The sequence below is a fragment of the Arthrobacter sp. TJ-240 genome (assembly GCF_058269195.1).
The window spans coordinates 89435-108147 of the sequence record NZ_JBZCNG010000004.1 but is presented as its reverse complement, the minus strand read 5'-3'; the positions used below and the strand labels follow the sequence as shown (position 1 = coordinate 108147).

Genomic DNA, 18713 nt, shown 5'->3' with positions numbered 1-18713 from the left:
GGCGCTCTGCCAGACTGTGCGTATGCCGAACAGCGACCAGCCCGTCTCCGAAGCCGAACTCCGCGAACGCCAGGACGTGCTCGTCCGGCAACTCGCCGTGGAGCAGAACACGGCCCGGCTGCAGTCCCTCAGTGACGAGCTCGAGGCCGTGCAGCGCATCCTCGAGCAGGGCCGCGGCGCCTGAACCGGCAGTCCGGCCTGCAGGAGCCGATCCTCGCGGGCATCGTCACCGCGCTCGTCGGGTTCACGTCGTCGTTCGCCGTGGTCCTCGCGGGGCTGCGGGCCACCGGGGCGACGCCCGAGCAGGCGGCGTCGGGCCTGCTGGCCCTGACGGCCGTCGTCGGGCTCGGGATCGTGCTGCTGGCCGTCCGCTACCGCATCCCGGTCACCCTGTCCTGGTCCACGCCCGGCGCCGCCCTGCTCGCGGGGGCGGCCATGCCTGCCGGCGGGTGGCCGGCGGCGGTGGGGGCGTTCCTCGTGACAGGCCTGCTGATCGTGCTGACGGCCGCCGTGCCGTGGCTCGGTGGTCTCGTGGCGCGGATCCCCCAGCACCTCGCGCAGGCCATGCTCGCCGGAGTGCTGCTGCCGCTCTGCCTGGCACCCTTCCAGTCGCTCGGCACCATCCCGCTCCTCGTGCTGCCGGTCATCCTCGTGTGGCTGGCCGCGTCCGCGCTCCTGCCCCGCTGGGCCGTGCCGCTCGCCCTCGTCACGGCGCTGGCCGTGATCGGGGTCCGGCTCGCCGTCGACGGGACCGTGATCGCCGCCTCCTCGCTCGCCCCGTCCGTCGCGGTCACCGTCCCGGTGCTCGATCCCGCGGCCGTGGTGGGCATCGCCCTGCCGCTCTACGTGGTGACCATGGCGTCACAGAATCTTCCCGGGGTCGCCGTCCTGTCGTCCTTCGGCTACACCGCGCCCTGGCGGCCGGCGCTCGCTGTGACGGGACTGGGCACGGCCGTCGTCGCGCCGTTCGGCGGTCATGCCGTCAACCTCGCGGCCCTGTCCGCCGCCCTGGCCGCCGGTGAGGGTGCCGGCGAGGACAGGGACCGACGCTGGGTCGCCGCCCTTACGGCAGGGATCTCCTACCTGGTGCTGGCAGCGGGGTCGGGCGCGCTCGTCGTCGTGGTCGGTGCCGCACCGGCGGGTCTCGTGGAGGCGGTCGCAGGGCTCGCCCTCATCGGCACCATGGCCACGGCAGTGACGGCGTCCTTCAGCGATGCAAGGGGCCGCATGAGCGGAGCGGTGACGTTCCTCCTGGCGGCATCCGGCCTGTCCGTCCTCGGCATCGGCGGGGCATTCTGGGCGCTGGTCGGCGGACTGCTGGTCCGGGCGACCCTCGAGCGGCCGACGGCGCATCCCTGATCCGCTGCCTGACCCGCCGGCCATGGCTCGCCCATCCGGACTAGACCGGCGTCGACGGCGCCTGCGTCTCGTCGCCCTCCGCACGCGCCTTCCGCTGCCGGGCACGGTCCAGGGCATTGATGACCGGCGCGGCGGTGATGCCGTGCACCACGATCGACAGGACGATCACGAGGCCGCCGATACGCCACAGCGCCGACTCGTCGCCCGTGAACTCGCCCTTCGACAGGGCGTAGGCGAGGTAGTAGACCGTGCCGATCCCGCGCACACCGAAGAACGCCAGGACGCTGCGCTCCCACGGTCCGGTCTTGCCGCGGGCGAGACTCAGCCAGGCCGTGACCGGGCGGACCAGGAGGATGAACGCGACGGCCACCACGACCTCGAGGGGGCGCAGCCCCTCGAACAGGCCGCGTGCCACGGCGCCGCCCAGCAGGACCAGCACGACCACGGTCAGGAGCCGCTCGAGCTGCTCGATGTAGCTGTGGAGGACGCCGTGGTAGCCGTGGGTCTGCTCGCCGGCCCGGATGGTGACGGCGCATACGAACACGGCGATGAAGCCGTAGCCCTCCACAGCCTCGGTGACGCCGTAGGTCAGGAACGTGGCGGCGAGCGCCACGAAGCCTTCGGAGTGGTTGGCGAGGCGGACACTCCTGACGGGTGCCCGGAAGAAGATGCGGCCCAGCAGCGCACCTATGCCGTATCCGAAGGCGCACCCGATGATGATGCGCCACAGGACGTCGAGCAGGGCCCACTCGGGGAACCAGGCGGAGGGGGACGTGCCGACGGTGCTGATGAGGATCGCCAGGTAGACGAAGGGGAACGCAAGGCCGTCGTTGAGGCCGGCCTCCGAGGTCAGGCCGAAGCGCACCTCGTCCTCGGCCTCGAGGTCCTCCTCCGATTCGGACGGTTCGCCCACCTGCACCTCGGAGGCCAGGACGGGGTCGGTCGGGGCCAGCGCGGCGGCGACCAGCAGCGCCGAGGCCAGTCCGAGCCCGAGCAGCCACATCCCCATCAGGGTCAGCACGAGGATGCACAGCGGCATCGCGATGCCCAGCAGCCGCCAGGTCGTCGACCAGCGGCGCCAGCCCACCCTGCGGTCCAGGGCGAGCCCCGCTCCCATGAGCGAGACGATGACGCAGACCTCGCTGAGGTGGATCGTGACGTCGCTGTACTGCATCGGATCGGGGTCGGGCAGGCCGGGCGAGAAGCTGAACACCAGGATTCCGGCGGCCAGGAACACCATGGGCATGGAGACCGGGGCGCGCATGAGCAGCCGGGGCAGGAGTGCCGCGGCGAACACCGCGAGCCCTGCCGCCGCATAGGTGATGCTTGCTGCTTCGAACACGCGTGCCCTCTTCCGTCTCCGCCGGCCCCCTGCCGATCATCAGTGCCCTTTCCAACAGTAGGGCAGGGATCGCGGGCATACGGCGCGACGGCGGAAACCGGTCCGCCGTCGGAGAATGCGGCGGTCTGTGCAGGAGAGCGTCGCCGTTGCGTGAGAGCATGGAATTATGCCCAATTCCAGCCACCCCATGGTCGATGTCACCGACATCATCAGGATCGTGGGCGGGGCCGCGTTCCAGCGCGGGCAGACCTACGCCAAGGACGGCGCCGTCAGCTCCCTCGCCTGGGACGCCGACGCGAAGCTCCTGACCGGCCACGTCCGCGGCAGCGCGCCCTCCGAGTACAGGACCAAGCTCCGCCTGGGGTTGAAGGGTGACGGGCGGTTCCGCCCGCTCGAGAACTTCTGCAGCTGCCCGGTGGGCGCGGACTGCAAGCACGTCGCGGCGACCGCCCTGCAGAGCAACACCGAAAGCCTCCTGGCGCAGCACGAACGCGAGCTCGGCGCGCGCCCGGCCCCGCGGCCGTCGGCGCCGGAGGGGTGGCAGGCGTCCCTCCTGGACCTCCTCGGGTCGGACGACACCCCGCACGCCACCGCTCCGCTGACGCCCCTCGGGCTGCAGTTCGAGCTGCGCACCCCCGAGGTCGCCGTCCAGCGGTGGGGGTCCGCAGCCGAGCGCCAGGGCCAGCGCACGCTCAACACGCGCCTCGGCGTGCGGCCGGTCAGCCAGAACGGCAAGGGCAAGTGGATCAAGAACAACCTGTCCTGGGGCAGCATCAGCTACCAGACGTACGGGCTGAAGCTCGACCCCGAGCAGCACCGCTGGTTCTCCCAGTTCCCCGCGCTGCACCGCGGCACCGGGGTGAACTACTTCGGCAACAACGACTCCTGGCTGTACCTCGACGACTTCAGCAACCCGCTCCTGTGGCAGCTGCTGGACGAGGCGCAGCGTCTCGGGATCGCCTTCGTGGGATCCAAGAAATCCGTGACCATCGAGCTCGCCGATCAGGCCACCCTGAAGCTCGACGCGACCGAGACCGACGACGGCTCCCTCCGGCTGCGCCCGGCTCTCGACATCGACGGACGGCCCCACCCCTCGGACACGGCCCACGTCATCAGCACCCACGGCCTCTACACCGTGGCGCCCGATGACACCATCACGCTCGCCCCGACCGCCCGGAAGCTGACGCCCAAGGACATCGAACTGCTGCAGCGCGGCCGCTCCGTCGTCGTGCCCGAGGAGGAGAGATCCCTCTTCCTGCAGGAGTACTACCCGAAGCTGCGGCAGTCCATCGAGGTGGACAGCAGCGACGGCAGCGTGGAGCTGCCCGAGATCCAGCCGCCGGTCCTCGTGGTGACCACCGCCTACGGCACCGACGGCTCCGTGTCCCTCGACTGGCACTTCGACTACCCCCTCGGCGAGACCGTGCAGCGCCGGCCCTTCCGCAGGGGCGGACCCGGCAGCGACGACGGTTACCGGGATGCCGACGCCGAGGACGCACTGGCGTCCGCAGCCCGCGCGGTCCTCGGACCCGTGCCGCTGAAGTCCCTGAAGCTCGAGGACATGCAGGCCGTGGAGTTCGTGGAGGACGTCCTGCCGAAGCTCGCGGAGCTCGACGGCGTGAGCGTCCACGTCGTGGGCGAGAAGCCCGACTACCGCGAACTGACGGAGACGCCCACACTGCGCATCAGCACCGTGGAGACGGACAATCGTGACTGGTTCGACCTCGGCGTGATGGTGACCGTGAGCGGGCGCACCATCCCGTTCGACTCGATCTTCCGGGCCCTCGCCCAGGGTCGGAAGAAGCTGAAGCTCGTCGACAACACCTACCTGTCCCTCGAGCAGCCCGTCTTCGACCAGCTGCGCGAGCTCATCGAGGAGGCCCGGTCGCTGAGCGAGTGGGACCCCGAGTCCGGCCTGCAGATCAGCCGCTACCAGGCGGGCCTCTGGGCGGAGTTCGAGGACCTCGCGGAGGAGACCGAGCAGGCGCAGTCGTGGCGGGATGCCGTGAGCGGGCTGCTCGAGCTCAAGGACGTCGAGGCGACCCCGGCACCGAAGGGCCTCATCGCGGACATGCGCCCGTACCAGGCCGAGGGGTTCAGCTGGCTGGCGTTCCTGTGGCGGCACCAGCTCGGCGGGGTCCTCGCCGACGACATGGGCCTCGGCAAGACCCTGCAGGCCCTGGCCCTGATGACCTACGCGAAGGAGAGCACCGGTCTCGACGCGCCGTTCCTCGTCGTCGCCCCCACCTCCGTGGTGCCCAACTGGTCCAACGAGGCACGCCGCTTCGCCCCGGGCCTGGACGTCGTCTCCATCGGCGACACGCAGGGCGCCTCCGGGATCCCCGTCCGCGACCAGGTGCGGGGCGCGGACATCGTCATCACGTCCTACACGCTCTTCCGGCTCGATTTCGCCGCCTACCAGGACCTTCCGTGGTCGGGTCTCGTGCTCGACGAGGCGCAGTTCGTGAAGAACCGCGCCTCCAAGGTGCATCAGGCCGCCAAGGACTTCGACGCGCCCTTCAAGCTCGCGATCACCGGCACGCCCATGGAGAACAACCTCATGGAGCTGTGGTCGATGTTCAACATCGTGGCGCCGGGGCTCTTCCCCTCTGCGAGGAAGTTCACCGATGACTACCGCACGCCGATCGAGAAGATCGGCGACAACCGGCCGCTCGTCCGGCTGCGCAAGCGCATCCGGCCCCTCATGATGCGGCGCACCAAGGAGGCCGTGGCCTCCGATCTCCCGCCCAAGCAGGAGCAGGTCCTGGAGGTAGAGCTGCACCCGGAGCACCGGCACATCTACGAGACGTACCTCCAGCGCGAGCGGCAGAAGCTCCTCGGGCTGATCGAGGACATGAACCGCAACCGGATGATCGTCTTCCGCTCCCTGACGCTCCTGCGCATGCTCAGCCTCGACGCCTCGCTCGTCGACCCGGAGCACGAGGGTGTGCCCTCCGCCAAGCTCGAGGTGCTCTTCGAGAACCTCGACGGCATCATCGCCGAGGGCCACCGGGCGCTCGTCTTCAGCCAGTTCACGTCCTACCTCAGGAAGGCGGCCGAGCAGCTCGATGCCCGCGGCATCCCGTACGCCTACCTGGACGGCTCGACGCGCAGCCGCGGGGAGGTCATCGACTCCTTCAAGGACGGCGACGCGCCCGTCTTCCTCATCAGCCTCAAGGCCGGCGGGTTCGGCCTCAACCTGACCGAGGCGGACTACTGCTTCCTGCTGGACCCGTGGTGGAACCCGGCGTCCGAGGCGCAGGCCGTGGACCGCACCCACCGGATCGGGCAGACGAAGAACGTCATGGTCTACCGCATGGTGTCCAAGGGCACCATCGAGGAGAAGGTCATGAAGCTCAAGGAGCAGAAGGCCAAGCTGTTCACGTCCGTCATGGACGACGACGCCGTCTTCAGCTCGGCGCTCACGGCGGAGGATATCCGGGGCCTGCTGGAGGCGTAGCCGGCCCCACGGGGCGTCGGGCTTCTCCGCTCAGGCGTCGCTGGTACGCAGCGCGGGTGCGAGCAGTTCCGCGAAGGCCCGGGGCTCCCTGGCGATCCACCAGTGCCCGCCGGGCACCGTGGTCACCGTCAGGTCCTCCACCCACTCCTCCAGGCCCTCGACGAGGTGCGGGGAGAGGAACGGGTCCTTCAACGGCACGATGACGTGCACGGGCACGGTCACCCGTCGTCGCCGGGGCGGCGCGGCGTCCGAGGCCATGTTCGTCCGGTACAGCGCCAGGCCCCGGACGGGGTCCGAGCCGACATTGCGCCGCACCGTCAGTTCGTAGCGGCGGGTGAGGCCGTACCTCCAGACCAGTTCCGGGAGGACCGGCAGCTGGAAGGCCCCGACGTACGAGCTGCGCAGTACCTGTCCCACCCCCTGCAGTGCGCGTCGGGGGTTCTGGAACCGGCTCCTCAGCCAGCGGGAGAAGTGGCGGAGGTCCGGTCCCGAGATGCTGGTGTAGTCCGTGACCAGGCCGTCGGAGCGCTCGTCCTGGACCGCCGCCCAGCCCTGGATGGATCCCCAGTCATGGCCCACGAGCCGCACGCCGCCCGGCGCGCGCGCATCGGACGCGGGACCGGATGCCACGCCCGAGGAGGCATCGCCGACCGCAGGGCCGACCGCAGGGCCGACGGCGGAGGTCACGGCGGAGGTCACGGCGAAGATGTCGTCCACGAGTTCTGCGAGGGTGAAGCCGGCGCCGTCGCGGGGGTGTGAGCGGCCGGCGTTCCGGGTGTCGAAGGCCACGAGGTGGTGGGTTCCGGCGAGCTCGCGGAGGACGGGGTGGAAGACACGGTGATCGTCGGGATAGCCGTGGACGAACACCACGGTGGGCACCTCCGGGCCTGGCTCCAGGCCGTACTCGAACACGGCGAGGTCGGCGCCCTCCGAGCGGATGGTCCTGTGCCTCTGCCGCAATACGTCCATGGGACCCACCCTAGGGGCTGGAACCACTCCCGGGGAGGCCGACGTCGTCCGCCATGACCCTGCCCGCGTCCAGCCGGACGGTGCGGTGCGCCACCGCGTCGGCGAACGCGGCGTCGTGCGTGGCCAGCACCACGGCGCCGCCCTCCCGGGCGTGCCGGGCGAGCAGGCCGGCGAGCAGGGAGCGGGTCGGTTCGTCGAGGCCGGCCGTCGGCTCGTCGAGTGCCCACACGCGGGGGCCCGTGGCGATGAGGCAGGCCAGGGCGACGAGTCGCCGCTGGACGAAGCCCAGCTCGTACGGGTGGGCCTGCTTCGATCCGCCGAGCCCCAGCCGGTCGAGCACTTCGGCGGCCCGCAGGGCGGCGTCGTCCTTCGCGATACCGGCGGCCCGCGGACCGTAGGACACCTCGCGGAGGACGGTGCGCTCGAACAGCTGCTGGTCGGTGTCCTGGAACAGGTAGCCCGCGGTGGCGGCGAGCGCGCCGGTCGGCTGGCGGAGGATCGGCACACCGCCCACGGTGACCCGGCCGGTGTCCGCCCGATGCAGCCCGTTGAGGTGCTGGAGAAGCGTGGACTTGCCGGATCCGTTGGGTCCGCGCACCGCGACGATCTCCCCGGCGCGGACGGACAGGTCGACGGCGGTCAGCCCGGCACCGCCCGTCTGCCCGTCGGGTGCGTGGCGGAAGCCGACGCCCTCCATCCGGACGAGCACGGGAGCCGAGGGGTCCAACGGATCGGGAGCGGCTGAACGCGGCGGATCACCGCCGATGCCGATCCCGTAGCGCCCGAGGCCCGCCCGGTGCGCTTCGGCCAGCGGACCGTCGAACACGCACCGCCCGTCGGCGAGCGCGAGGACGCGGGCGCCCCGCGGCGCGGTCCGGGGCATCAGCGGTTCGCAGACGACGACGCCCGTACCGTCGCGGCGCAGATCCTCGAGCACCGTCGCGACGCCCCGCGCTGCGTGCTCGTCGAGTCCCTGGAACGGCTCGTCGAGGACGAGGATCCTCGGCCGCTGGATCACGGCCGCGGCGATCACCGTCCGTTGCAGCTGGCCGCCGGAGAGCCGCCGCGGGTCCCGGTGCAGCAGGTCCCCGAGCCCGAGGGCCGCGGCCACGTCCCCGACGAGCCGACGCAGGTCATCGGCCGGCACGCCGCGGTTGGCGGGGCCGAACGCGATCTCCTCGCCGACCGTCGCGGACATCATGGACAGCTGGCCCCACGCGCCCTGCGCCACGTGGGCCACCTTCGCGCTCCACGCGGACGGGTCGATCCGCGGGTCGGTGGGCACGCCGTCGAACCGCACGGTCTCCCCGTCGAGCGTGATCGCGCCCCGGAAGGAAGACCCGGCGTCGCCCCCGGTCTGCCCAGCCAGGAGCCTGGCGAGCGTCGTCTTGCCCGAGCCGGACGCGCCGGCGACGATCACGTACTCCCCCGGCGCGATCCCCAGGGTGAGGTCCGTGAGGAGCGTCGTGCCGTCGTCGTAGGCGAAGGATCCGCTCTCGAGGGTGATCACGGCGCCACCGCGAGCCAGACGACCGAGAAGGCGGCCACCGCGACGACCATGCCGCGACGCACCAGCCGCTGCCGGTGGGAGTCCGTGTCCGGCAGGTAGCTGGTGCGGGCCGCGGAGGACGAGAAGCCCCGCGCCTCGAGCATGCGGTTGCGTTCGGAGGCGTCCACGAGCAACCCGATGACCAGCGGGATCATGACGGTGAGCAGGGCCCGGAACCGGGAGAGCGGGCTGCGCCCGACCACCAGGCCGCGTGCCTGCTGGGCCCGGGTGATCTGCTGTCCGCGCAGCGCGACGTGCGGTACGAGCCCGACGGCGGAACCCACGATGAAGACGAGCTTCCTGTTCCAGCCGCGGTGCGTCATGCTCGCCAGGAGGTCGGGCAGGTCCAGCGTCATGGCGGCGGTCAGCAGGACCCCCGTGAAGACGCTCATGCGCAGCCCCATGAGGGCCGCGAAGGCGAGTCCCTCGGCCGTCACGCGCGCGACCCCGAGGTCCGCCAGGACGGTGCGCCCCTCGGGATAGAACAGGCCGTGGAGGAGCAGCGAGGAGATCAGCAGCGGCCCGGCGACCAGGGTGATCGCGAGGCCGATCTGTCGGGCCCTGCCGGAGAGGAGCACGGCGGGCAGCACCACGAGCACGAGGACCGCGAGGGAGAACTGCCAGCGGTCCACCACGAGGACGATCACCACCAGCAGCGCTGCGGCGAGCAGCTCTGTCAGCGGATTGTAGATCCTGCGGCGCGGCATGGCTCAGGCGGCGCCGTCTCCGTGGGAGGTCTTCATCGGGCTCGGGGCGCCCGGTGCGCCGGTGCGCCTGCCGAGCACGCGGTGGGTCCGGGCGAAGGGGAACCGGCGGACGGCGCGGGGCGGCAGTGCGTACACGATCAGCGCGACGACGACGAACACCACGACCTTGTCCAGCGAGTCCGACAGCAGTCCCTGCTTCGTGGCGGCGACCAGGAGCTTGTCGCCCATCGACCGGAAGACGGCGATGATCGCGTTGGTGCCGAACGTGCCGGCCGCGCCGAACATGAACACCGCCACCGGGGCCGCGACCAGCCCGCCGATCGCGCCGACCACGAGCCCTGCGACGGGCGCGAGGTACACGCGGCGGAACGCGCCGTACCGGGCGGCGAGACCCGCGAGCAGTCCGATCAGCGCGGCACCGGCAGCGAAGGGCAGCGCGAACGGGTTGAACAGGCCCCAGATGGCGTTGCTGAGCGCGCCGGTCGCGGCCCCTGCTGCGGGGCCGGCGAGGACGGCGACGAGCACGGTCCCGATCGCGTCGAGGTAGATCTGCATGCCCAGCGATCCGGCGATCTGCCCGATGGCGATGTTCAGGGCGATACCGAGCGGCATCACCACCAGGGAGGCGGTGCTGAGCATCGGCAGGATCCCGGCGACCAGCAGGGCGCCTCCCCCGAGGAACCCGAAGAGCGTGACGAGCGAGGCGACGCTGGCCATCCCACCGGCGATCTCCGCGGGCTGCACGGTCACCAGGAACACGTACGTGGCGATGATCAGTGCTCCGCCGAGGACGATGAGCAGGCGGCGGGGCCGCTGCGCGGTGGTGGCGGGTGCGAGGGTCAGGGGTGAACTCACGATAGTCCTAGGGCGCGATCGAGGGAGGAGGACGCACCTCATGTCACCTCGGCGCCGGCCGCGCAGCAGTGCGGGCACGTCCAGTGTACCGGGGGTCCGGACCACCGCGGCGGGCATGCGCCCGGCGCGTGCAGGGTCAGCCGTGCATCCTCGCGAGGTCCGACAGTCGGCGGACCATCAGCTCGAACACCGCCGCGGGGTCGTTGCCCGTCACGATCCGCGCGTTGGGCGCCCGCTTCCACATCCCCGCGGTGTCGGCGACCGTCTGCCCGACGGTCAGCGGCGACCCCGTCTCCACGTCGACGGTGGCGAGGCGCTCCTCGACGTCGGCCTCCCCCGTCGCGACCATCGCCGCGAAGAGGTCGTGCAGGTGCGCGATGTAGCCCTGGTCGTACAGGCGGTGGAACTCCATGTAGAAGCGCAGCGCGTCCGAGACACAGGCGACGACGGCGTTGTCGCTGCGGCTGCGGGTCCCCACGGGGTCGTCGGGCGAGAGCAGTTCCGGCCCGGCACCGGCGGCACGCGCGACCGCGTCGACGTGGGCGGGTGTGCACTCGATCCGCTCCGTGGTCTCGAGCGCGCACACGACGGGCAGCTTCTCGACCGGCAGCCCCTCGTACGCGGCGAACACCTCCTTCGCGGCGTGCGGGTCCACGTGGATGTTCCACTCGGCCACCGGTGTCGTGTTCCCGGGGTGGTGGAACGCGCCACCCATGATGACGAGCCCCTTCAGGAGCATCGGCAGCTCCGGCTCGGCGCGCAGGGCCAGCGCGAGGTTGGTGAGCGGCCCGGTCACCACAGCGGTGATCTGCCCGGGATGACAGCGGACGGCCTCGAGCCAGACGTCGACGGCGTGCCGTCCCGAGACGCGTCCGCGCGGCGGGGGCAGGACGGCGTAGCCGATGCCCTGGTCGCCGTGCGTCTCCTCGGTGGTCACGAGGGGCACCTCCAGCGGCACCTCGCTGCCGATCGCGACCTCCACACCGGCGTGGCCGCACAGCTCCAGCAGCGCCAGGTTGTTGACGGCGACCTGCCGTGCCCCGACGTTGCCGGCCGTGCAGGTGATCCCCTCGAGGGAGACCCCGGGCGTCGCGAGCAGGTACAGCAGGGCGACGGCGTCGTCGATCCCGGTGTCGACGTCGAGCAGGAGGCGGTGCCTGCCGCCCTCGGGGGCCACGGTCAGTCCGCCGCGGTGGTGCGGAGCAGCTGGAGGCGGAGGGTGCGGGCCGTCTCCATGTGGGTGCGGGCGATGGCGCGGGCGTCGTCACTGCGCCGCTCGGTGATGGCGGAGATCAGCGCCTCGTGTTCGAGGAGCACCTCCTGCCACCGGTCCCCCACGGACAGGGTGGAGCGCGGTGTGTGGATGAGGTGCGTGGAGAGCCGCTGCAGGAGGTCCATGAGGATGGGGTTCCGCGCGGAGGCCCACAGCGACGTGTGGAATTCGAGGTTGTTGGTGACCTTCGTGGTGTCGTCGGGATCGACGACGGCGCGGTCGCGTTCCAGCAGCGCCTCGAGACGCATGATGTCCGCGGTCCCCCGGTTGAGGGCGGCCTGGCCGGCGGCCTCCTCCTCGAGCATGACGCGGAGGTCGTAGATCTGGATGACTTCCTGCGGGTCGATCTGAGGGACCTGCAGGCCGCGGGCCGCCCGTTCGAGCAGGCGTTCGTGCTGCAGCCTGCTGAGGGCCTCCCGCACCGGGGTCCGCGAGACGCCGAAACGCTCCGAGATCACCACTTCCCGCAGGGCGGTGCCCGGCGGATGGACGCCCGCGAGGATCTCGCCGCGGAGGACGCGGAAGATGGCGTCGCCGTCCACGCGCGCCGACAGTTCCGTTGACTCGGTCATGGCGCCCCCTCGGTGTCGCGGTTCGGGTGGCAGGGCGCAGGCCCTGCGTACGGTCCGGGCCGGGAGGTGCGCTCCCGGCCCGGAATCTCGTGGCGCTAGCCGACGAGCTGGCGCAGCACGTACTGCAGGATGCCGCCGTTGCGGTAGTAGTCCGCCTCGCCCGGGGTGTCGATGCGCAGGACGGCGTCGAACTCGACCGGCGAGCCGCCGTCGGCCGGGGTGGCCGTGACCTTCACCGTACGGGGGGTGCGGCCCTCGTTGAGTTCGGTGACACCGCTGACCGCGAACGTCTCCTTGCCCGTGAGCCCGAGGGACTCCGCGTTCTCGCCCGCGGGGTACTGCAGCGGCAGGACGCCCATGCCGATGAGGTTCGAGCGGTGGATCCGCTCGTAGCTCTCGGCGATGACGGCCTTCACGCCGAGCAGCGCGGTGCCCTTGGCCGCCCAGTCACGCGACGAGCCGGAACCGTACTCCTTGCCCGCGAGGACCACCAGCGGCGTTCCCGCGGCACGGTAGTTCTCGGCGGCGTCGTACACGGCTGCCTGCGGTGCGTCCGGCTGCGAGAAGTCCCTCGTGAACCCACCCTCGACGCCGTCGAGCAGCTGGTTCTTGATGCGGATGTTCGCGAAGGTGCCGCGGATCATGACCTCGTGGTTGCCACGGCGTGAGCCGTAGGAGTTGAAGTCCTTCCGCTGCACACCCTTCTCGGTGAGGTAGCGGCCGGCCGGGGTGTCCGACTTGAACGATCCCGCGGGCGAGATGTGGTCGGTGGTCACCGAATCGCCGAGCTTCAGCAGCACGCGTGCGCCGTCGATGTCCTCGACCGGGCTCGCCTCGCGCTGCATGCCCTCGAAGTACGGGGGCTTCCGCACGTACGTGGACTCCGGATCCCAGGCGAACGTGGCGCCGGCGGGCGTCGGCAGGGACTGCCAGCGCTCGTCGCCCTCGAAGATCGTGGCGTAGCTCGAGGTGAACATGCCCTCGTCGATCGACGCGTCGATGACCTGCTGGACCTCCACCGGGTTGGGCCAGATGTCCTTCAGGAAGACGTCGGTGCCGGCCTCGTCCTGGCCCAGGGGCTCGGTGTCGAAGTCGAAGTCCATGGTCCCGGCCAGTGCGTAGGCGACCACCAGCGGCGGCGAGGCCAGGTAGTTCATCTTCACGTCGGGGTTGATCCGGCCCTCGAAGTTGCGGTTACCGGACAGGACGGCGGTGACGGCCAGGTCGTTGTCCTGGATGGCCTGCGAGATCTCGTCCTCCAGCGGGCCGGAGTTGCCGATGCACGTGGCGCAGCCGTAGCCGACGGTGAAGAAGCCGAGCTTCTCGAGGTACGGGATCAGGCCGGACTTCTCGTAGTAGTCGGTGACGACCTTGGAGCCCGGGGCCACGGAGGTCTTCACCCACGGCTTGGACACGAGGCCCTTCTCGACGGCGTTGCGGGCCAGCACGGCGGCGGCGAGCATCACGGACGGGTTGGACGTGTTGGTGCAGGACGTGATGGACGCGATGCTGACGGCGCCGTGATCGAGTTCGAACTCGCGGCCGTCCTTCATGCTCACGCTGACCTTCTTCGACGGACGCGAATCCGGCGCTCCGGCGCCGACCGTCTCGCGGGGCTTCGCGTTCTCCTCGATGTTCGAGGACGCCGTGCCGGGGGTGAAGGTCGGGGCGTCGGAGGCCGGGAAGCTCTCCTGCGACGCCTCGTCGACGGTGCCGCCGGGCGCGAAGTCCAGGTCGGGGTCGTCGGAGTAGTTTCGGAGGTCCTCGCGGAACTGGCTCTTCGACTTGGTGAGCTCCACACGGTCCTGCGGACGCTTCGGTCCGGCGATCGAGGGCACCACGGTGGACAGGTCCAGTTCGAGGTACTCGGAGAAGCGGATCTCGCGCGAGGGATCGTGCCAGAGGCCCTGCTCCTTGGCGTACGCCTCGACGAGCGCCACGTTCTCGGCCGGACGGCCTGTGAGGCGCAGGTAGTCGAGCGTGACGCCGTCGATCGGGAACATCGCGGCCGTGGAGCCGAACTCGGGGCTCATGTTGCCGATGGTGGCGCGGTTGGCGAGCGGCACGGAGGCGACGCCCTCGCCGTAGAACTCCACGAACTTGCCGACCACGCCGTGCTGGCGCAGTATCTGCGTGATGGTGAGCACGACGTCGGTGGCGGTGGCACCGGCGGGGATGTCACCGGTGAGCTTGAAGCCGACGACGCGCGGGATGAGCATCGAGACGGGCTGGCCGAGCATGGCCGCCTCGGCCTCGATGCCGCCGACGCCCCAGCCGAGGACCCCGAGGCCGTTGACCATGGTGGTGTGCGAGTCGGTACCCACGCACGTGTCGGGGTAGGCGCGCAGGACGCCGCCCACCTCGCGGGTCATGACGGTGCGCGCCAGGTACTCGAGGTTGACCTGGTGGACGATGCCCATGCCCGGGGGCACGACCTTGAAGTCGTCGAACGCGGTCTGGCCCCAGCGCAGGAACTGGTACCGCTCGCCGTTGCGCTGGTACTCGATCTCCATGTTGCGCTCGAGCGCGCCGGCGTTGCCGAAGGCGTCGATCTGCACCGAGTGGTCGATGACCATCTCGGCGGGTGCGAGCGGGTTGACGCGCTTCGGATCGCCGCCGAGGTCGGCCACGGCCTCGCGCATCGTCGCCAGGTCGACGACGCAGGGTACGCCCGTGAAGTCCTGCATGATCACGCGCGCCGGGGTGAACTGGATCTCGGTGTCGGGCTGGGCGTCCGCATCCCACCCGGCCAGGGCACGGACGTGGTCCGCCGTGATGTTCGCCCCGTCCTCGGTGCGCAGCAGGTTCTCCAGGAGCACCTTGAGGCTGAACGGAAGGTTCTCGGAGCCTTCGACCGCACTGAGCCTGAAAATTTCGTATTCGGCGCCGGCGACATCGAGTACGCCCTTCGCGCCGAATGAGTCCGCAGTCGTCATGACGTCGGCTCCCTTCAGAGAGATTCGTGGAATAACCCCAGTCTATTCCACCTCCCGCGTCACTGTATACAGTGGTACACCGTGTCGCGGGATCTCTCGCCCCGGCCCGCCGGCGGCGCCCTCAGGCGTCGCGGCGCCCGCCGTCCCTGCCGGAAGTGCCCTGCAGCCCGAAGAACAGCTCGTCCTGCTCGGGGGACTCCACCCGGCTGTGGTCCACCACGGGACCTGTTCCGGCGATCTCACGGATCAGCTCGATGCCTGCGATCGCCTCCTCCTTCGAGGCATAGAAGGTGGAGACGGCGACGAGCGTTCCATCGGGAGCGGTCAGTTTCACGCGGAAACCCTCGTCGTGAGCGTCCACCAGTTTGAAGTAACCTGCCATCGTCCTACCTCCTTGTAAGGGGCGATCTCCACAAACCTGCGGTCTCCTATGATAAGCATACTTATCGACCGGTTTAACCCCTGGCGGCATCCCGTCCGGACAGGTAGGCGGACGGCCACCGGGAGGTCTATCGGTGGCCGGGGCCCGCAGTACCCTGGGGCCGCCCGGGGCGACCCTCCAGCACCACGCGACCACGAAGGAGCACGATGACCGAGCCGAGCAGCGCAGGCAATCCCGATGGTGCGGCCCTTCCGTCGGACCACCCGCTCGGCCCCGCAGTGCCCGTCCCGCCGCGCGAGAAGGAACGCGGGACGGAAGCGGTGCACGCCGGCCGGGAGGCGACGCCCGACGGCGACGCCCGGACTGATGGACGAACGGATGAGCGAGCCGACGTAGCGGGCGGCGACGCGGTCCCCCGACACACCGGGGACGGCCACCCCGGCGGCGATCGGCGCGAGAACGTCCTCGACCCCTCGGCCGGGTCGGCAGGGCACTCCGCGGCCGGCATCCGGGAGGAACAGGGTACGCACGAGGCGGGCGCCGTGCCCGCAGCCTTCGAGGGCGACGGTGCGCCGGGCCCCGAGCACCGCCACCCGGAGGACGCCGCGGACCAGCCTGATGCTTGGGACGGCGGCGGAGTGGCGCAGTAGGCCCGGCACGGAGCGGTCCGGCCGGCGGAAGCGCCGGCGGGAGAGCCGGCGGAAGAAGGGTTCGGCCGCGCGCACGGGCATGCGACGCTGCGCGTCCGCGGCGCCCGGACAGGCTTCCGGAGCAGCCCCGTCAGCGGCCCCGCGCCGCGAGGCGGGCCACGAGCGACGACGGCGCCACCCGCGCGAGCGCCGTGAGCACCTTGTAGCGGCGGCTCGGGACGGACACGGCCTTCCCGGCAGCGGTGTCCCGCAGGCCTTCCCGGACCACGAGCCCGGCATCGAGCCACAGGAGGGCGGGCACGCTCCCCTTGTCCGCGCCCATGCGCTGGTGGAAGTCGGTGTGCACGAAGCCGGGGCAGACCGCCGTCACCCGGATGCCCTCGCGCCCGTAGGTGAGGTTCGCCCAGCGGCTGAAGCTGATCATCGCCGCCTTGGCCGCTCCGTAGGTCCCCCTCGGCGTGAAGCCGGCGACGCTCGCCACATTGATGATGGTGCCCGAGCCGCGTGGGCGCATCGATTGCAGGGCTGCGTGCGCCAGCGACAGCGGCACCTCGACGTGGATCCGGAGGTGGCGGACCTCGTCGTCGAGCGCGTTGTCCGCGAACGGCCGCAGCAGCCCGTAGCCCGCGTTGTTCACGAGGACCGTGACCGGCGCGCGCCCTGTGGGCTCGCCTGCACCGGCCCCCGCCACACCCGCTGCACCCGCCGCCGCCACGCCGCCCGGTGCGGCAGCGCGCAGGCGGGCGAGCACCCGCGCCAGGCCGCCGTCGTCGAGCAGGTCCGCAGCGATCGTCTCCACGTCGACGCCCCACCGGGCGCGGAGGGCTGCCGCGGTCTCCTCGAGCGGGGCGGCGGCGCGTGCCACGAGCACCAGGGCGCACCCGCGCTCGGCGAACTGGCGGGCGAACTCCGCTCCGATGCCGGAGGTCGCCCCGGTGATGAGGACCGTTTCAGTCATGGGGCCACCCTCCCCCGCCCCGGCGGGTACCGCAAGACTGCGCCGACGGGCATGCAACGTCCATGCGACCCCCCGGGCGGTAGGTTCTGCGCTACCGGCGGGCGGCGGGCACTTCTGTACCGCCTCCATCGGTTCCAGCGTCCGGGAAGCCGGACGCACCACGAACGGACTGACGAAGAGGAAGTTCCATGAGCGGAAACAGAGCTGTTGCGTACAAGGGACCGGGCAAGGTCGAGGTCATCGACACCGACTACCCCACGTTCGAACTGAAGGACGGACCGGGCGTCAATCCGGCGAACATCGGCCGGAAACTGAATCACGGCGTCATCCTGAAGACCGTCGCCACGAACATCTGCGGGTCGGACCAGCACATGGTCCGCGGCCGCACCACGGCACCGGCCGACCTGGTGCTCGGGCACGAGATCACCGGCGAGGTCGTCGAGGTGGGCTCCGACGTCGAGTTCATCAAGGAGGGCGACATCTGTTCGGTCCCCTTCAACATCTCGTGCGGGCGGTGCCGCAACTGCAAGGAGCGCAAGACCGGCATCTGCCTGAACGTGAATCCCGCCCGGCCCGGAGCCGCCTACGGCTACGTGGACATGGGGGGCTGGGTGGGTGGCCAGGCCGAGTACGTCCTCGTGCCGTACGCGGACTGGAACCTGCTGAAGTTCCCGGACCGGGATCAGGCGCTGGAGAAGATCCTCGATCTGACGATGCTGTCGGACATCTTCCCCACCGGCTATCACGGTGCGGTGACGGCCGGGGTCGGCGTGGGCTCCACCGTCTACATCGCGGGCGCCGGCCCTGTGGGCCTCGCCGCTGCGGCGTCGGCCCAGCTGCTGGGTGCGGCCGTCGTGATCGTGGGCGACCTCAACGAGGGCCGGCTGGCACAGGCGCGCAGCTTCGGCTGCGAGACCGTCGACGTGTCCAAGGGCGATCCGCGCGACCAGATCGAGCAGCTGCTGGGCGTGCCGGAGGTGGACTGTGGTGTCGACGCCGTCGGGTTCGAGGCGCGCGGCCATGGCGAGGGTGCGGGCAAGGAGGCGCCGGCGACGGTCCTCAACTCGCTCATGGACGTCACGGCGGCCGGCGGCGCGCTGGGCATCCCCGGCCTGTACGTCACGGGCGATCCGGGAGGCATCGACGAGGCCGCGAAGGTCGGCTCCCTGTCGCTCAGTCTGGGCACCGGCTGGGCGAAGTCGCTGTCCTTCACCACCGGCCAGTGTCCGGTGATGAGGTACAACCGCGGGCTGATGATGGCGATCCTGCACGATCGCGTGCAGATCGCCAAGGCCGTGAATGCGAAGTCGATCGCGCTCGACGACGCACCGCGCGGCTACGAGGAGTTCGACGCCGGCGCGGCGACGAAGTACGTGCTGGACCCGAACGGCTACCTCGCCAAGGCCGCCTGACACCGGCCCCGGGGGCGTGTCAAAGAGAGGGTCCGGGCGTGCCGCCCGGGCCCTCTCCGGGCCGTTTCCGGGACGTGCGGCGCCCAGTGTGCCAGACAATCCTCAAATGAGCCAGCTCTGAATCCCTGTTTTTACTCAATGTCAAGCACGGCGCTGTACCGGTTTGGCAACGAATGAAAAATGCCCTACGGTGGAGGCAGTTCCCCGTCCGGGGAAGCGAATAGCTGCCGATGATCGAGCAGCAATGAATGCCCGGCACCGCTCTCCACCGCTCGTTGCTCAACAGGCG

At 70.8% G+C, this 18713-nt stretch carries 15 protein-coding genes; 5 read left to right on the top strand and 10 right to left on the bottom strand.

Annotated features, from left to right (window positions below):
* The first annotated feature begins 22 nt into the window (after positions 1 to 22).
* On the top strand, positions 23 to 184 hold the full coding sequence (locus AC4D2C_RS11470) for a hypothetical protein (protein ID WP_490914961.1): 162 nt from the start codon (positions 23 to 25) through the stop codon (positions 182 to 184).
* A complete protein-coding gene (locus AC4D2C_RS11465) occupies positions 181 to 1359 on the top strand; it encodes a benzoate/H(+) symporter BenE family transporter (RefSeq protein WP_490915271.1) in 1179 nt (392 codons plus the stop codon). The genes AC4D2C_RS11470 and AC4D2C_RS11465 overlap by 4 nt, the downstream gene beginning before the upstream one ends.
* 40 nt (positions 1360 to 1399) lie before the next feature.
* On the opposite strand, the gene AC4D2C_RS11460 is transcribed toward AC4D2C_RS11465, so the two are convergent.
* Complete coding sequence (locus tag AC4D2C_RS11460; RefSeq protein ID WP_490914959.1) at positions 1400 to 2701, bottom strand: cation:proton antiporter; 1302 nt, start codon at positions 2699 to 2701, stop codon at positions 1400 to 1402.
* A 166-nt stretch (positions 2702 to 2867) separates the two neighbouring features.
* Between AC4D2C_RS11460 and AC4D2C_RS11455 the strand changes: the two genes are divergently transcribed.
* Complete coding sequence (locus tag AC4D2C_RS11455; RefSeq protein ID WP_490914957.1) at positions 2868 to 6161, top strand: DEAD/DEAH box helicase; 3294 nt, start codon at positions 2868 to 2870, stop codon at positions 6159 to 6161.
* A gap of 30 nt (positions 6162 to 6191) precedes the next feature.
* Here the strand turns inward: AC4D2C_RS11455 and AC4D2C_RS11450 are convergent, their stop codons facing one another.
* The 8 genes from AC4D2C_RS11450 to AC4D2C_RS11415 all read right to left on the bottom strand — a co-directional run bounded on the left by AC4D2C_RS11450 (position 6192) and on the right by AC4D2C_RS11415 (position 15404).
* Positions 6192 to 7130, bottom strand: a complete 939-nt coding sequence (locus tag AC4D2C_RS11450) for an alpha/beta fold hydrolase (RefSeq protein WP_490914956.1) — start codon at positions 7128 to 7130, stop codon at positions 6192 to 6194.
* Between the two features lie 10 nt (positions 7131 to 7140).
* Entirely contained in the window at positions 7141 to 8640 is a 1500-nt protein-coding gene (locus AC4D2C_RS11445; protein WP_490914954.1) for an ABC transporter ATP-binding protein, read from the bottom strand.
* A complete protein-coding gene (locus AC4D2C_RS11440) occupies positions 8637 to 9386 on the bottom strand; it encodes an energy-coupling factor transporter transmembrane component T (RefSeq protein ID WP_490914952.1) in 750 nt (249 codons plus the stop codon). Before AC4D2C_RS11440 ends, AC4D2C_RS11445 begins: the two co-directional genes overlap by 4 nt.
* A gap of 3 nt (positions 9387 to 9389) precedes the next feature.
* A complete protein-coding gene (locus tag AC4D2C_RS11435; protein WP_490914951.1) occupies positions 9390 to 10241 on the bottom strand; it encodes an ECF transporter S component in 852 nt (283 codons plus the stop codon).
* A gap of 136 nt (positions 10242 to 10377) precedes the next feature.
* Positions 10378 to 11418: a nucleoside hydrolase gene (locus AC4D2C_RS11430; protein ID WP_490914949.1), complete on the bottom strand. Its 1041-nt coding sequence runs from the start codon at positions 11416 to 11418 to the stop codon at positions 10378 to 10380.
* 2 nt (positions 11419 to 11420) lie between these two features.
* Positions 11421 to 12086 carry a GntR family transcriptional regulator gene (locus tag AC4D2C_RS11425; RefSeq protein WP_490905274.1) on the bottom strand — a complete coding sequence of 222 codons (666 nt, stop codon included), beginning with the start codon at positions 12084 to 12086 and terminating at the stop codon, positions 11421 to 11423.
* Between the two features lie 95 nt (positions 12087 to 12181).
* Positions 12182 to 15022: an aconitate hydratase gene (locus AC4D2C_RS11420; protein ID WP_490914948.1), complete on the bottom strand. Its 2841-nt coding sequence runs from the start codon at positions 15020 to 15022 to the stop codon at positions 12182 to 12184.
* 121 nt (positions 15023 to 15143) lie between these two features.
* Entirely contained in the window at positions 15144 to 15404 is a 261-nt protein-coding gene (locus AC4D2C_RS11415) for a YegP family protein (protein WP_490905272.1), read from the bottom strand.
* 206 nt (positions 15405 to 15610) lie between these two features.
* On the opposite strand from AC4D2C_RS11415, the gene AC4D2C_RS11410 reads away from it, so the two are divergent.
* Positions 15611 to 16054, top strand: coding sequence for a hypothetical protein (locus tag AC4D2C_RS11410; protein WP_490914947.1), 444 nt, complete (start codon positions 15611 to 15613; stop codon positions 16052 to 16054).
* A gap of 130 nt (positions 16055 to 16184) precedes the next feature.
* Here the strand turns inward: AC4D2C_RS11410 and AC4D2C_RS11405 are convergent, their stop codons facing one another.
* Positions 16185 to 17012: an SDR family NAD(P)-dependent oxidoreductase gene (locus tag AC4D2C_RS11405; protein ID WP_490914946.1), complete on the bottom strand. Its 828-nt coding sequence runs from the start codon at positions 17010 to 17012 to the stop codon at positions 16185 to 16187.
* 188 nt (positions 17013 to 17200) lie between these two features.
* Here AC4D2C_RS11405 and fdhA point away from each other — a divergent pair, with 188 nt between their 5' ends.
* Positions 17201 to 18424 carry a formaldehyde dehydrogenase, glutathione-independent gene (gene fdhA, locus AC4D2C_RS11400; protein WP_490914944.1) on the top strand — a complete coding sequence of 408 codons (1224 nt, stop codon included), beginning with the start codon at positions 17201 to 17203 and terminating at the stop codon, positions 18422 to 18424.
* Positions 18425 to 18713 lie beyond the last annotated feature (289 nt).

Excerpts from the sequence above, each read along its gene's own strand:
- AC4D2C_RS11470 (WP_490914961.1), top strand. The coding sequence starts at position 23 with ATGCCGAACAGCGACCAGCCCGTCTCCGAAGCCGAACTCCGCGAACGC.
- AC4D2C_RS11455 (WP_490914957.1), top strand. The coding sequence starts at position 2,868 with ATGCCCAATTCCAGCCACCCCATGGTCGATGTCACCGACATCATCAGG.
- AC4D2C_RS11450 (WP_490914956.1), bottom strand. The coding sequence starts at position 7,130 with ATGGACGTATTGCGGCAGAGGCACAGGACCATCCGCTCGGAGGGCGCC.
- AC4D2C_RS11440 (WP_490914952.1), bottom strand. The coding sequence starts at position 9,386 with ATGCCGCGCCGCAGGATCTACAATCCGCTGACAGAGCTGCTCGCCGCA.
- AC4D2C_RS11425 (WP_490905274.1), bottom strand. The coding sequence starts at position 12,086 with ATGACCGAGTCAACGGAACTGTCGGCGCGCGTGGACGGCGACGCCATC.
- AC4D2C_RS11420 (WP_490914948.1), bottom strand. The coding sequence starts at position 15,022 with ATGACGACTGCGGACTCATTCGGCGCGAAGGGCGTACTCGATGTCGCC.
- AC4D2C_RS11415 (WP_490905272.1), bottom strand. The coding sequence starts at position 15,404 with ATGGCAGGTTACTTCAAACTGGTGGACGCTCACGACGAGGGTTTCCGC.
- AC4D2C_RS11410 (WP_490914947.1), top strand. The coding sequence starts at position 15,611 with ATGACCGAGCCGAGCAGCGCAGGCAATCCCGATGGTGCGGCCCTTCCG.
- AC4D2C_RS11405 (WP_490914946.1), bottom strand. The coding sequence starts at position 17,012 with ATGACTGAAACGGTCCTCATCACCGGGGCGACCTCCGGCATCGGAGCG.
- fdhA (WP_490914944.1), top strand. The coding sequence starts at position 17,201 with ATGAGCGGAAACAGAGCTGTTGCGTACAAGGGACCGGGCAAGGTCGAG.